Consider the following 13,596-nt stretch of genomic DNA (forward strand, 5'->3'; position numbering starts at 1 on the left):
ACTGATGTTTTGAAGAAAGTGGTGGATATTCTTATGGCTTACAGCTGGGAGACCTGTCCCACTGAGATAAAAGAATTTGTTTTCTGTATTCTAACTAAGACCCGAAAATTAATACAAGATAATTTCATTGGTTTTTACGTACATGGCTCTTTGGCAATGGGAGGTTTCAATCCCCGTCGTAGTGATATTGATATTTTAATTGCCACTGCAAGGGAATTAGAAATTGAAACTATAAGAAGACTGGCGCAGCTATTTTTAACTTATTCAGGCAACCCTTTTCCTGTTGAAATAAGCATCTTAACTCTGGGACAATTAAAGGATTTTAAGCACCCCAGCCCTTTTGAATTCCATTTTAGTGAATGTTGGAGATCTCGTTATGAAGAGGAGTTGTCCTTACAAACATATAAGCATTTAAATGGAGAGATTAGGAAAGATCCTGATTTAGCGGCACATATAACTATAACGGCCCAGCGGGGAATTTGTATTGAGGGAAAACCCATAGAGGATGTCTTTCCTTCGATTCCCTCATCCTTTTACACATCCTCCATATTAGGAGATTTTAATGATTGTTTGGAAAATATCGTCGAGAACCCTGTTTATTGTACCTTAAATTTAATTAGAGTGTATTTATACATATGTGAAGGAGTTATTTCATCAAAGCAAGAGGCAGGAATCTGGGGGTTATTATCATTGCCAAAAGAGATGAACCAAACCCTCCAAAAGGTGATAACTAACTATTCTCATAATGATGACTCATATGAATTTGAGAAGAAAGAACTCATCTCTTTTAGAGATTATATTGCTAACAAGGTACAGCAGTTATTGAAATAACAGGTTTGAAGAATTTTTAAACTGTAATTGTAGTGATTGCAAGGTATCAATAGTAAGGTTAACCAAGGATATAATGAGTCAAATTAAATAGTCTTTCCAGAACTAATAGGATAAGTGAAAAAGGGGGATAGCAATTGGGTTCAAGGATTATGCAACTGGTTATTGGTAATAGAATTGCGGAGTGTCTGTCTGTAGATGAAAAAGATCGAACACCCTTTTTAGTTGGAAGTGTTGCTCCAGATGCCGTTTTTTCTTTTGAGGAAAAAAACTTATCACATTTCTTTGTAGGTGAAATTCAAGATTATTCGAGACACGCTGATATTAATGGATTTTTACGTAAATATAGTTTACTGGTAAAAAATAAAGATCCCTATATATTGGGTTACTTCGCACATTTAGTTGCTGATGATATATGGCTAAGAGGCTTTTATTTTTCTTGGTTAAGGAACCGTATGGATGCCGATGAAGGATTATATCAGTTATACCATAATGATTTTTGGCTGCTAAACGGAAAATTATTAGATTACTATGGTTTCACGGAAAAATTGAGAAAAAAACTTAATCATTTTCCCTCAATCGTGGATTTGGAGGAACTTAAGTCCGAAGATGTTGAAAAGTTTATTCCTTATGTATTAAGCGATATGGAATACGATCAGGAAGTATTAAAAGAAAAACTGAATGTTTTCACGTTTAATCAAATCCTTGGGTATGTAGAAACATCAGTTGATATGGGAATAAAAAATATAAAACGTATATTTTCTTAAACAAATTTCAACAAAAAGTGAGTTGAACAGGAAAAGGAATTGCAAGCATGACTAGTTCAATATTGCTTAATTCGGGCCAAATAAATTTATGCTTACTTACATTTGTGGAAAATGTTGCCGGTTTCAAAACGCTCATTTATAGTAAGCATAAACAATGATTTTTCCAAAACTTTTAAAAAAAGGAGAAAAACAAATGAAACTAGGTGCATTCTCAGTTAGTTTGAATGTAAAAGACATTCACGTGTCCAAATCGTTTTACGAAAAACTGGGATTTGAAGATTTGGGTGGTGACATCACTCAAAATTGGCTGATCATGAAGAATGAAAATTGCATCATTGGGTTGTTTCAAGGAATGTTTGAAAAGAACATTCTGACCTTTAATCCAGGCTGGAATGAAAATGCTGAAAATCTTGAAACGTTTACGGATATTAGGAAAATCCAAAAGCAACTGAAGGCTGAAGGAATAAACATGCTCACTGAAGCAGATGAAACAACGAATGGACCAGCACATTTTGTCATTGAAGATCCAGACGGAAATCAAATTCTTGTCGATCAACATCGATGAAATAGAGAAGATAACGGAACCACCCAATGACGATTAAAAAGCAAAAATGAATATAAAATCTCACACCTACTTTCAAGTGCTGAGTGATGTAAAAAATGAAAGGAGGTCAACATGAACGGAGAGGGCGGAGATTTTTTAATTTGGATAATTTTAATAACGGTTCTCTTCATTGTTAACTATATGGCTATTTCTTTTTACAACAAGAAGAATACATCTTTTTTGTGGTCTGGTTTACTAATTTGTATCCTTGGTCCGGTTATTGGATTTATAACAGGTTCTACTTTTGTGAGTATGGACCATAGTGCGGGAGGTACAGGCGAAGGCGGGGCAATTGGTGCAGCATTTATAGGATTGATTATTTTGGGAAACGGAATTATCTACTTATTAGTCGGAATTAGTCTTTTAATTGGTAATTTCTTCAAAAGATGATTATGGTGTTGGTGTGTGATAACAAAAAGCAACCGGAAAATTGGCATATCAATTCATTTAGATTTGATATGCCAAATGGATTGCTATTGAATTTTCTTTATATGATCTTGCTTACTTTTGCCGAATATCAATCCACCAGTGATTTTTCGAATTCAGGTCCTCATTTTCCCCAGACCCACTGTAGTTGAAAGCATCGAGGAAAATGGAATCCAGCTTATCTTCATCCACGAAATAACCTAATTTAACTTCCCGCGTTTCACCTGGTTGAATCAGGCCGATATTATAGAAGCTTTTTCCCGTTCCGTGAGGTTCTAGATAATCAACTTCGCCTGTCATGATACTTTCTTCAGCAATTCCTACTTTACCAGCATAGTTCCATCCTTTTTGATCAGATTTAAGTTCCTGTAGGGAAGGGTGCATATAGATTTCTTCTGTTGCCTGTTTACCGATATTTTTTACTGTTGTAGTCAAGTAGACAAATTTCACATTCACTTTTTTCGACTTTACCAATTCATCAATTGAATCTTTGCCGTTCCCCACTTCATATTCATTCCGCTTATAGGACAACAAGTTCTTTTTGTCATCCAAAACCTTACTCTGCTTTAATATATTGAGTCCTAGTTCATTAAAATTCTCTTGGTTAATATCCTGGATTGAATCAAAAATTTCAACTTTTTCAATCATGTATTCAAGTTTTATATTTTTACTTTTGCCGTCTGAATCTACTTGATTAAAGGTTACGGGAACCTTTTGTCCCACCTTGAACAGTTGCTTGCTGTCTTTTTTCAATGGAATAACTTTAGATTCTACGGGTTTGCTCACTTCCTCGAAATAAGATTCATCATAATCTGCAAAATATGATGCAAATTCCTCAGAGGTAGGCTCAATAGAAAGGTTCTCCAAGACGTTCATCATCTGTTCCTCGCTTACATCGTTGGCAATAAAACTTTCTAACATGATTCCTTCTTTCTCAAATAAGAGGTAGACCTTTCGGTTAAACACTACATTAGGATTTCCCGTTTCTTTATTGACAATCACTGCTTTCCTGCCGTTAATTTCTTTTTCTTCGTATTTACTCGAATAAAGCGTTTGAAATTCTGAATTTTTTCCTAATCTCCAAAGGATGAATGAAAATCCACCATTCGCGAAGTTATCTTTAAATGAATATTTCATACCAGAACTATCGATTGGCACCATATTTTCCGGCAAATAGTTAAGTTTTAATTTGTACCATTTGTCATTATTTTTGGCGCTATTCGTGACGGAGACATTTACTTCATAATTTTGTTTTTGGACCATCATGTCATAAACTTTTACCGCGCCAAGAGCGGTTGTCGGAATCCCGATCAATAAGCAAGCAGCGGCAATCAGAATACGATTCTTTTTACGTTTAGCAAGCTGCTGTCCATTTTTCGCCTTGATTTTCTCAAGGAATAATTTCTTTTTGTATTTGTAGGTATCTGAAAATTCATGTTGTTCATCCAGTTTTTCAAAATCCTCCAGAGCGATTTTTTCAGCTAAGTCATACATGTTTTTGAAGTCTTTTTGATTCGTCATTCTGTCTGCCTCCTAAAACAGTTTGTACTCGTTTTCGGGCACGTTCGAATTGCTTTCGAACGGTGGCCTCTGTTATCCCCAATCGTTTTGAAATTTCCAGATAGGACAAGTTATAGAAGATTTTATACTTAAAAACCTGTCTGTAAGAATCATTCAACACGATTAGCAAGGAATCAATCTGAATTTCGGATATTTGCCGCTGCTCCCATTTTTCAATATTTTCATCTGATAATTCCTGCGCTTCTTTTCGATAATCTTCTAGAAACGTGACATGGCGCTTATTTTTCCGATAGCTGTCAATCGCTTTATTTTTGGCGATTCTCAAAATGTATCGGTTAAGTTGCTCGGTATCGAAACCGTGGAGCGTTTCCAAATTCTCATATAAAGCAATAAATGTTTCCTGGACCGCATCTTCAGCTTGCTGAATGTTATTCAAAATAGTAAAGGCTACATAATAAATCTTTTGCTCATACAGTTCGTATAACTCTTCGATCTTTTCATAATCTTTTTTTGTCTCGCTCATGGAATGCCTCCTCTCAATTACTATAACGAGCGGGCGGAGATTTTTGTGACAGGAAAAGAAAACTAGCAAAAACTATATTTTTCCTCTTGAGTAGTGTGAAATTATGGATAAAAGTAAGGCGATTTTCAACCTGGTGATCAAAGATATAAGTGTTGGTAACTAAAGAACCCGTTAATATCACGCATTAACGGGTTCCTAAAGATGTATTTAATTCACATTTAAGTTGGTAAAAATTTTAAATGTTATGAAAGTTAGTTACCGACCTTTTTAAATATGCAGTTTTCTAATAAGCTCAATTTTAGCCATGTTTAACATCCTTCTTCCACTGGAATCATACAATTCTTAACAAACTTATGATATTGAGCGGGGAGAAGGGCGGTCACCTATTTGGTTAGTTAAAAACCCACATAAATCTATTTTGAATCCTTCAATAATTCGAAATAACCTGTAGCGAGACCGATATTTATAAACTTACCATTCTTTTCATAGACAATATTAGCACCTTCTGTATTTACCTCTTCCCAGCCACTCTTTTTAATCATTAAACGATAACTTAACGGTACTCCCGTGCCTTTCGCCGGTTCCCATCTGTAGTTTTTATTTTTTTGGGTCTCACTTACTAACTTTGCCCCATTTGGTATTGGGAAATCATAAAATTCATGTACTAAATGATAATTATTATTTAAATTATTAAAATAATAGATACCTATACCTATAATAAAAACAATAACTAAAATGAATGATAATAATCGCTTCATAACACTTGCCCCCCTGTTCAAGAGTCTTGGACCTTTTGGTTATACCATAAAAAGGAAGTGGAACCCATTATAACTTCGAATGCCTACCCTTAATACTTATTACAACGATTAATCCTGTCAGTAATTAATATTTTATTGAACCGAACTTTCTTTAAGGGGGCTTTTTTTTGCAGAAATGGATGAAAACAGGATTCATAATTTTAATGTTTTATAAAAAATGAGGTGGCCGCATTTCAGGAGGGGAAGCTTTTGTGTCAATCATTAAGATTCGGCCTTTAGCCCTAGAAGATTATAATACTGTCTTATTATGGAGCAAGGATATCGCTTTTTGCAGAGCTAATGGATGGGAAACAAATAGAAGCCCTGAAGAGCTGTATAGATGGTGACAAAGTTGTATAAATAATGTTTCTTAAGATTTTATCCGGATGGGTATTGAATATAATGGGAAGTTAATCGCTTATGCAGACTTGGCATTTATTAAAGACCATTCTGCCGAGTTAGGTATTGGAATTGGTGAAAGTGAATTGTGGGGAAAGGGAATTGGATCTGCGGCGCCCTCTGTATGATGGAATATGCCTCAAAGGAATTAGGAATCGCAACTTTCTACGCAGAAACACATGAAGCAAATATCCGCGCGAGGAAAATGCTTGAAAAGATAGGATTTCAAGAAATAAGTAGATTTGGCAGTGAAGAAGAATATTTAGGGATTAACAGTCCGCTGATTCAGTACAAGGCAAATTTGTTTAAAGTAAACAGCTATATTTAATTTTATGTCCCTTGCAGTTTGTAAAAATAACGGTGTTTGATACCTCAAACTTTAAATTTCAGTAGAAGGTGAATCAATGGAACCCAACATTTATTTAATAAAACCAACAATTGAATTGAAATCAGAATATCTAGCCTTCTATCAAGAGTGGATAGAAAGTGGAGAGAAGATGGTTCCTTGGGTTATTAGAGAGGACCCATCTGATTTTGAAGGTATGATCCAATTTTTGTTTGATTCTAAGAAAGGGAAAAATTTGCCTGGAAATAGAGTGCCCACATCAACATTTTGGTTAATAGATGGCAAAAATAGAGTGTTAGGTGTAGTTAATATCCGCCATTGGTTAAACAAATCACTATTAAATAATGGTGGACATATCGGCTATGGAGTCCGTCCCACTGAAAGGCGAAAAGGATATGCCACACGACTTTTATCTTTATCATTGGAAAAAGCAAAAGAATTAGGGATACAAAAAGCTCTTGTTGTTTGCGACGATAACAACATCGGTTCTACAAAAACAATATTGAATAATGGCGGTATCCCGGATAGTGACTTTATAGAAGAAAACGGGAATATTATAAAAAGATTCTGGATAGATCTGTAGCCTGCTTTTTTTATACCTAGTTTTTCTTTGATAAATTGCGATCAGAATAATAAGGGCAAGTACATGGGAGAGGGAGGACCAAATTCTCGTCGATCAAAATCGATGAATTAGAGGAGAAAACGGAACCTACCTATAAAAATTAACAAACAAGATAATTATAATTAACTCCCGTTAGTAGGAGCCTTTCCCCAGTTATTGGTGGATAATTAAACTGGAAGAAAGACTTTAATATTCTAAACTTCTAATCATGCTAAAACAGAAGATGTCGTAAATCTTCGGGGAAGTTGGGATTTAACAATAAAGCCGTCCGGTTGATAAATAGCTATAAAAATAGGACCCTAATCAAGGTCCTTAGTTTCTTTAAAATAAGTAGGGACCATCATAAATCCACTTACGGCAATTAAATCTTTATGTCCTTTCACTGCAAAAACGGTCTCAATCCCATTCTCCGTTCCACCAATCAGTTTGCCTAGAGGATAATCATCAACGTCAACGAGTGGATTTACTGATTTGTATGAACGATTTTTGAAATTAACGTAATGTATTGCATATGGTGTCCCATCAATCATCTCCTCGCCAGCATTATATTCAATCTGGTATATAGGGAGCAACTGGTATTGGATATAAAAATAACTAGGGATTGAAATACAAATCAACGAAACAGAAATAATAAGATATTTAATACGCACTTTCATATTAGATTCCCACTTTTTTTCTTATTCTTTACATTGGAGGTATCGGTCACCTTATACGGTAAATGTAGATAATCTCAATCTATCATATGTTACTTTTGTTGAGAACAAGCATTTATGGATAATTTCATTCCTTTTTAGATAATAATTGTTTAGGTCAAAAATGCTGTTTTATAAATAAATAATCTCAATATGGTAAAGAGGTGAAGGGGGAATTTCAAAATGGACAATAGTATCCTGCATGTTTGGCAGCCGGTGACATGTTTAGAGGAGGGGCATGTTGTTTTTGCTAAGCTGACATATGGGAATATAAAGAGACAGATGGATTAAGACTGGATTTTACGGATGCCCCAGGAAATGTGGTAGAGATTATTTACGATCAATTTTCCCCCAGACAATGGGGGATTATGTTTGGTCATATTGGCATGTTAACGAGATAAAAAGAAGTGACTTAAATAAGTTAATTGATCTAGCCGAGTTTCAAAAATAAAAGATCCGACTAAGCACCATTTTTATAAAATGGAAAACTCGGATTTTATTAATTGATATGATGAACTGCCTTGGCTCGGCAGTGAGGATGTAACTAACGTTGAACATCATATTTATATGTATAACGATGGGGTTTTTGAGGTTATTGCTGAATATGAACAGAGATTTATTTTGAAAAAGGCGAAATTATAGTAGGGGTTTTAACAGAAGTAGTTTTTTGAATGACTTAATAGGAACAAAAACAAAAAAATAATAAACCATCCAGCGGAATTTTGAAAAAGTGAAAAAATGTGTTGAAGAGGGCAGGACTTGAATCATGTGCAGAACGAGAAAAGGCCGCTCACTGTAGCCATTGTTAAGTATTCGAAAGAAAGGGTACCCTTGTCAGTTTCCTTTTATAACCGTCTCAGCATAATGATTGAGACAGGCAGCAAAGTTAGAGTAACAGCTAGTATATCAAAGCCTGCCAATTAAATTAGATCGAAGGTGTCCTCAAGATTAATGAATTCTTGGCTGGTTGAACTGCTAAGGCTTGAAAAATAGAGGCCAATGTAAACCAACCCGTTATGGAATATATGTAAGAAAATAGGGACAACTAGTTTCATCGTTTTCATATAAACCAAGCAATATAGGATTCCATCAGCAAATTGACTAATCATTGCCCCTTCCAAATGTAAATCAGCAAAGAGGAGGGATGAAAACACAATCGCTTTCTTTACTCCAATTGATTTCCCCCCATTTATTAAATAAGTGTCCGCGAAAGAGCTCCTCTACAAAGGGAGCCAAGAAAACCATTACAAACAAATTTAGCGGACTTAAAGAAACTCCATTTTCCAACACAGAATAATTAAATAATTCCCAAGATGATTGAGCAGTTCATTAGCAATATTATCTGGTGGCTTTAATGTATTCTGTGGTGGCTCTCTACTATGGCACGCCTGACACTTAGTCATGCATTCTATAGCTAAATAATCTGATCGCAAAATAGATTAAATAATAAGAAAATATTGACAAGTTTATGAATTTTCCTCGTTTGGGATTTTTTTTATAATAGAAAATGATAATCTTAATTTGAGTAAATTAAGACGGGGGGGAAATATATTGAAGGTATTAGAATTTAAGTTTCATCCAAGGGTAAAAGAGTTTGAAGTTCAAGGTATAAAAATGATTGGAAACTTGGTTAATGGTTCTATTATAGGTTTGGATGACAAAGGAAAAAAATTGATTGAGTTAATAAACCAAGGAATTGTAAATTCAAAAGAATCTTTAGATGAGGAAGAAACCCAATTAATTGATTTTATGGTAGACAGAGGTTTTTTTACTGAAGAAATTACAAATCTTAAAGCGGCATACGTTCATTTAACAGATCGTTGTAATTTACACTGTGTTGGTTGTTATTCCTTTGTTGAGGAACGCAATACTAAAGATGTTTTGCCCTACGATAGTATTTGCTTCATTTTAAAACAATTAAAGTTGAATGGTGCAGAACAAATCGTTTTTTCAGGCGGAGAACCATTTATTCGAAAAGATATCGTTGATATTTGCAAATTCGCAAAAAATGATGCGAAAATTACTAATTTGCACGTTATTACAAATGGTACGATGGATTATGAGAAGTATGTTGATGCATTTCCCTTTATTGATGAATTAAATATTTCAATTGATGGTTTTAATGAGGAAACGCAGTTTATTAGAGATAAAGGGATAATGACAAAAGTAATAAAGAACATTAATTATTTGAAAACCAAAGTACCTGTTAGTCTAATTGCTACTATACATTCCCAAAATATTAAATATGTAGATAAATACTTACAACTTTCAAAAGAATTAGGAGTCGGTCTGTCTTTTAGTATCTTTACTGTTGATCCTAATGATTTAATGTTTAAAGATTTTATTTTTGATAATAAAGGTTTATTGGATTTTTCAAACAAGATATTGAATCTAGATAAGAATGTACAGATTTTAGACATGCCTACCGGAGAATTTGAATTATCTTGTAGAAGAAGTTGTGAGGTTGGTAAAGAGTTAATAAGTATTGGTGCTGATGGGTCCATTTATCCATGTCATATGTTGCATGATGAAGAATTAACATTTGGCAGCATATTTGAAATTTCATTAAAAGAGGCGCTGAGTAACTCGGACACCCCTTTCAGGAACCTGGAAGTTGACAATGTAAATGGTTGTAAAGACTGTGAATATAAATATTTATGTGGAGGAGGCTGCAGAGGAAGAAGTTGGTTATACAGCAAAAGTTTCCACGAAAAAGATTCCTATTGTCCCTTTATCAAAAATTACTACAGAAATACAATTTCTAGACTCAAAGAATCTTTACATGCGTAATAGTATATTCGCTGTGAGGTAATTATGAGAACTTTAATATTACTTGAAGGGAGGTGAGTAAAATGTTATTTGCTACTAAAAAACCAGCGACAAAACCAAACTGTGTTAGTTTTGGAGTATTCCTCTGTGTAAGTTATGGTAAAAACTGGTAATGTAAAAATGTGTTGTGTTTTAACTCTTCTTTGTTTCTTCATAAATCCTTCGACTCCAAAAGAATATTTTCCCTCATGAATTTTGAAAAAAAATTAATCAGGAGGTGAAAAAAATGTTGTTTGCAACTAAAAAGTCAACGACAAAACCAAACTGTGTTAGTTTTGGAGTATTCCTCTGTGTAAGTTATGGTAAAAACTGGTGATGTAACATGATAGGTTTACCTCTTCTTTGTTTCTTCATAATCATTTAATAGGTTCCGACTCCAAGAGATGCTTACTATAAATTCCCTCAAAATTTTAAAAGTAAATAATCAGGAGGTGAAAAGAATGTTGTTTGCAACTAAAAAGTCAACAGCAAAACCAAACTGTGTTAGTTTTGGTATTTATCTATGTGTAAGTTATGGTAAGAATTGGTAAAATAATAAAGAGGGGTAACGTTGAAGGACCACTGCAATGCTGCCCCTCAAAATCTATCAATAGGAGAAGCTACAATGACTTTAGAGGTTATTAATATAAGTAAATATTATGGAAAGCACCTTGCTTTAAAAAATTTTTCAATGACTTTAAATCCAGGGGAAATTGTAGGCTTAATAGGGAAAAATGGATCTGGAAAAACAACCTTATTAAACTGTATTGTTAATAATATTCATATTTCTTCTGGTGAAATTTTTTTTCGAGGAAAAAAATTACTTGAAAACAAACATTTGATAGCAAAATTCGGGGTATTAATCGAAAGTTGCTTTTTAGATTACTTAAATGCTTACGAGAATTTAAAATTATTAATGTTGGCAGATGGTATTAATGACAAAGAAGATATTCATAATCAATTAAACATGGTTTTAGATTTGGTAGGATTGGAAGAACGAAAAAAGGAGTTTGTCAAGAATTATTCTTTTGGGATGAAACAACGACTTGGATTGGCGCAGTCCCTACTTAATAATAAAGAGGTACTCATATTAGATGAACCTTTAGTAGGCTTGGATGCAATGGGAAGGGAATTAGTAAAAAAAATACTTTTTGAAAAGGCGAAGAGCGGCGGAAATGCGGTTATTTTTTCTGATCATAACCTTAATGAAGTAAAAGATATCTGCGATAGAATTATATTAATTGATAATGGAATCAAGAAGTTTGACGGATTATTCGATGATAAAAAAAAGTATATTGTAGATTTGGAGAGACTTAATGAAGGTTTGAAGAATCTCATTCTAGAAAAATTTAATGATGTGAAAATTGAAGAGAATACTCTTATCTTCAGTAATCCAGATATAATCAACAATCTTTTAAAGTTTTTAATCACCCAAAATATTGAAATTACTAATTTAAACGTTCGCGAAGGTTCCCTCTTAAGCTTGTTTAAAGGAGAAATTGACAATGTTGAACATGAAGTCGATATGGAATATCGAGTTTAAAAAGCTTTTACATCGTAAAGATGTATGGATTATGCTTTCAATGTGCGCAATTCCAGCATTGTATAGTGTAGGAGTATTTTTTAATTCATCTGTTATTGTCTTTAATGGCACAGAGAAAGAATATGCCTTTAGTTTCTTTGTGAATATGTTCCATTTCGTAAGTATGATATTTATTTACTTCTTTATTATGTCATTAATTGCTACGCGAACATTGGGTGGAGAAATAGAGAATAAAAGCATTCTTTTATATACACAGAGAATTAATAGTAGGCGGAAAATTTATATGGCGAAAGTATGGGCATTATATTCAGTTGTAGGCGTTATCAGTATAGTATTTTTCATAGTTTCGATGTTGATGTTTTATATATTTGCTATACATCGAGATGATTTAATTTCTTCAGAATTTTTTCGAAGTCAAGAACTGCTAGGGCTTCTTTTATGGTTCATTTCCATGGTATTAATTTATCTCTTCACGATTTCCTTCAGTACCATGCTTAGTGTTTTTTTAAAGACAAATACTGCTGTTATTATCTTTAGCATTGTGTTTATCGCGTTTAATTTTATTTCTAAATTTCCGATTATAAAATATCTCTCCTTTGCTTACTATAATGAGAGGTTTAGCAATATTGACTTATCGGATAATGCTAAAACACTAACACTTTTTTTAGCTAATTTATTAATAATTTTTATTTACTCGTTTTTTATAAATTATATAGGGATTAAAAAGTTTGAAAGGAGAGATTTATAATTGATTTCTCTTGCAGGGCAGAATAAAGATAAATTAATTAATTCAATAGTAACATTAATTATCATGATGATTCTCCCTTTGCTAGTAGTTTCAACCGTTGGAGTCCTTTTATCAATTACGTTCTCAGATTTTGAAAGCGATTTAAGTTCTGTCCTTATTATTGGAATAAGTATGATATTTGGATTTGTTTTCGTGCCTATTATTTACATTAAGAAAATTTACAAGTTAAATCTTAAAGATATAGGTATTTCGGAGTTTAGCAAAAGAGAAATTATCATTGAAACCTTTGTTTTATTATGTTTATATGCTTATTTAATCTCAAGTGATATGTCAATTTACTCAATTTTTATTAGCTCCATACAAATGTTAATTGTTGCTACTACAGAAGAGTTTTGGGCTAGAGGAGTAATCTGTTATTTGCTAAACCAAATAGTAGAAAACAAATGGTTTATCATTTTGGCAAGCAGTCTATCATTTGCATTTTTAACTCATATGAATGAGCCGTTTATGGATAATTTGTTATATCGGTTACCTGGATCGGTGGTAATGGGGGTTATCTTCGTATATACAAAAAATCTTAGATATACTATTTTGTTCCACTATATTTACAATTTAGTATATTAATTTGGAGGAATAAATATGATAACTTTTATTCTATCTTGTGTTGTACACGCTATTTCATTTGTCTTCCTTTACTCTACAATAAGTGATATTGATGTATTTCAAATGTTGCTCCTAATTTTTATCCCTCTCTTAATTAGTCTAATCTTTTGTTATTGGGAAAATTCCAATAAAACGAGGCACGTAAAATTCAATAGCCTTCTTCTTTTCATTCTACCCAATATAGTATACCTATTAGCTTCTTCATATTTCATAAACAAAAATATTGATGACATCTTTGCATTAAGCCAAAAATATCAATCGGAAAATTTAACAATTTCAACAAGCAACTCTCCAACTTTTGGTTTTGCC

Annotated in this window: 15 protein-coding genes; 10 read left to right on the forward strand and 5 right to left on the reverse strand. The window is 33.2% G+C overall.

The genetic code is table 11. From position 1 onward, the window contains the following. Positions 1 to 33 precede the first annotated feature (33 nt). From D1B31_RS01085 to D1B31_RS01100, 4 genes are all read left to right on the forward strand, one after another. Positions 34 to 831, forward strand: coding sequence for an aminoglycoside adenylyltransferase domain-containing protein (locus D1B31_RS01085; RefSeq protein WP_118918904.1), 798 nt, complete (start codon positions 34 to 36; stop codon positions 829 to 831). A 134-nt stretch (positions 832 to 965) separates the two neighbouring features. Continuing rightward, on the forward strand, positions 966 to 1,595 hold the full coding sequence (locus D1B31_RS01090; RefSeq protein ID WP_118918905.1) for a hydrolase: 630 nt from the start codon (positions 966 to 968) through the stop codon (positions 1,593 to 1,595). A gap of 193 nt (positions 1,596 to 1,788) precedes the next feature. Then, entirely contained in the window at positions 1,789 to 2,160 is a 372-nt protein-coding gene (locus D1B31_RS01095) for a VOC family protein (RefSeq protein ID WP_118918906.1), read from the forward strand. Positions 2,161 to 2,271: 111 nt separating this feature from the next. Then, positions 2,272 to 2,589, forward strand: coding sequence for an ABC transporter permease (locus D1B31_RS01100; RefSeq protein ID WP_118918907.1), 318 nt, complete (start codon positions 2,272 to 2,274; stop codon positions 2,587 to 2,589). A gap of 111 nt (positions 2,590 to 2,700) precedes the next feature. Here the strand turns inward: D1B31_RS01100 and D1B31_RS01105 are convergent, their stop codons facing one another. The 3 genes from D1B31_RS01105 to D1B31_RS01115 all read right to left on the reverse strand — a co-directional run bounded on the left by D1B31_RS01105 (position 2,701) and on the right by D1B31_RS01115 (position 5,427). Then, positions 2,701 to 4,146 (reverse strand): anti-sigma factor, encoded by a 1,446-nt coding sequence (locus tag D1B31_RS01105; protein WP_118918908.1) that lies wholly within the window; start codon positions 4,144 to 4,146, stop codon positions 2,701 to 2,703. Then, on the reverse strand, positions 4,112 to 4,669 hold the full coding sequence (locus D1B31_RS01110) for an RNA polymerase sigma factor (RefSeq protein WP_118918909.1): 558 nt from the start codon (positions 4,667 to 4,669) through the stop codon (positions 4,112 to 4,114). The genes D1B31_RS01105 and D1B31_RS01110 overlap by 35 nt, the downstream gene beginning before the upstream one ends. A 413-nt stretch (positions 4,670 to 5,082) precedes the next feature. Next, complete coding sequence (locus D1B31_RS01115) at positions 5,083 to 5,427, reverse strand: hypothetical protein (protein ID WP_118918910.1); 345 nt, start codon at positions 5,425 to 5,427, stop codon at positions 5,083 to 5,085. 562 nt (positions 5,428 to 5,989) lie between these two features. Between D1B31_RS01115 and D1B31_RS24770 the strand changes: the two genes are divergently transcribed. Beyond that, a complete protein-coding gene (locus D1B31_RS24770) occupies positions 5,990 to 6,193 on the forward strand; it encodes a GNAT family N-acetyltransferase (RefSeq protein WP_240035103.1) in 204 nt (67 codons plus the stop codon). A 76-nt stretch (positions 6,194 to 6,269) separates the two neighbouring features. Beyond that, positions 6,270 to 6,794: a GNAT family N-acetyltransferase gene (locus tag D1B31_RS01125; protein ID WP_118918911.1), complete on the forward strand. Its 525-nt coding sequence runs from the start codon at positions 6,270 to 6,272 to the stop codon at positions 6,792 to 6,794. A 338-nt stretch (positions 6,795 to 7,132) separates the two neighbouring features. Here the strand turns inward: D1B31_RS01125 and D1B31_RS01130 are convergent, their stop codons facing one another. Both D1B31_RS01130 and D1B31_RS25155 read right to left on the reverse strand, forming a co-directional pair. Further along, positions 7,133 to 7,489, reverse strand: a complete 357-nt coding sequence (locus D1B31_RS01130; protein WP_118918912.1) for a hypothetical protein — start codon at positions 7,487 to 7,489, stop codon at positions 7,133 to 7,135. Positions 7,490 to 8,445: 956 nt separating this feature from the next. Further along, positions 8,446 to 8,718: a CPBP family intramembrane glutamic endopeptidase gene (locus D1B31_RS25155; RefSeq protein ID WP_118918913.1), complete on the reverse strand. Its 273-nt coding sequence runs from the start codon at positions 8,716 to 8,718 to the stop codon at positions 8,446 to 8,448. Between the two features lie 358 nt (positions 8,719 to 9,076). Here D1B31_RS25155 and D1B31_RS01140 point away from each other — a divergent pair, with 358 nt between their 5' ends. From D1B31_RS01140 to D1B31_RS01155, 4 genes are all read left to right on the forward strand, one after another. Next, the gene (locus D1B31_RS01140; protein ID WP_118918914.1) at positions 9,077 to 10,315 is read left to right on the forward strand and encodes a radical SAM/SPASM domain-containing protein; all 1,239 of its coding nucleotides are present in this window, start codon (positions 9,077 to 9,079) and stop codon (positions 10,313 to 10,315) included. A 589-nt stretch (positions 10,316 to 10,904) separates the two neighbouring features. Continuing rightward, positions 10,905 to 11,876, forward strand: coding sequence for an ABC transporter ATP-binding protein (locus tag D1B31_RS01145; protein ID WP_142922547.1), 972 nt, complete (start codon positions 10,905 to 10,907; stop codon positions 11,874 to 11,876). After that, entirely contained in the window at positions 11,839 to 12,624 is a 786-nt protein-coding gene (locus tag D1B31_RS01150; protein ID WP_118918916.1) for an ABC transporter permease, read from the forward strand. The genes D1B31_RS01145 and D1B31_RS01150 overlap by 38 nt, the downstream gene beginning before the upstream one ends. Then, a complete protein-coding gene (locus D1B31_RS01155; RefSeq protein ID WP_118918917.1) occupies positions 12,625 to 13,248 on the forward strand; it encodes a CPBP family intramembrane glutamic endopeptidase in 624 nt (207 codons plus the stop codon). It abuts the gene before it with no gap. The last annotated feature ends 348 nt before the right edge of the window (positions 13,249 to 13,596 follow it).

The organism is Neobacillus notoginsengisoli, assembly GCF_003515685.1.
Lineage (GTDB): Bacteria > Bacillota > Bacilli > Bacillales > Cytobacillaceae > Bacillus_D > Bacillus_D notoginsengisoli.

Excerpts from the sequence above, each read along its gene's own strand:
- D1B31_RS01130 (WP_118918912.1), bottom strand. The coding sequence starts at position 7,489 with ATGAAAGTGCGTATTAAATATCTTATTATTTCTGTTTCGTTGATTTGT.
- D1B31_RS01115 (WP_118918910.1), bottom strand. The coding sequence starts at position 5,427 with ATGAAGCGATTATTATCATTCATTTTAGTTATTGTTTTTATTATAGGT.
- D1B31_RS01095 (WP_118918906.1), top strand. The coding sequence starts at position 1,789 with ATGAAACTAGGTGCATTCTCAGTTAGTTTGAATGTAAAAGACATTCAC.
- D1B31_RS01125 (WP_118918911.1), top strand. The coding sequence starts at position 6,270 with ATGGAACCCAACATTTATTTAATAAAACCAACAATTGAATTGAAATCA.
- D1B31_RS01085 (WP_118918904.1), top strand. The coding sequence starts at position 34 with ATGGCTTACAGCTGGGAGACCTGTCCCACTGAGATAAAAGAATTTGTT.
- D1B31_RS01105 (WP_118918908.1), bottom strand. The coding sequence starts at position 4,146 with ATGACGAATCAAAAAGACTTCAAAAACATGTATGACTTAGCTGAAAAA.
- D1B31_RS01150 (WP_118918916.1), top strand. The coding sequence starts at position 11,839 with ATGTTGAACATGAAGTCGATATGGAATATCGAGTTTAAAAAGCTTTTA.
- D1B31_RS24770 (WP_240035103.1), top strand. The coding sequence starts at position 5,990 with ATGATGGAATATGCCTCAAAGGAATTAGGAATCGCAACTTTCTACGCA.
- D1B31_RS01100 (WP_118918907.1), top strand. The coding sequence starts at position 2,272 with ATGAACGGAGAGGGCGGAGATTTTTTAATTTGGATAATTTTAATAACG.
- D1B31_RS01110 (WP_118918909.1), bottom strand. The coding sequence starts at position 4,669 with ATGAGCGAGACAAAAAAAGATTATGAAAAGATCGAAGAGTTATACGAA.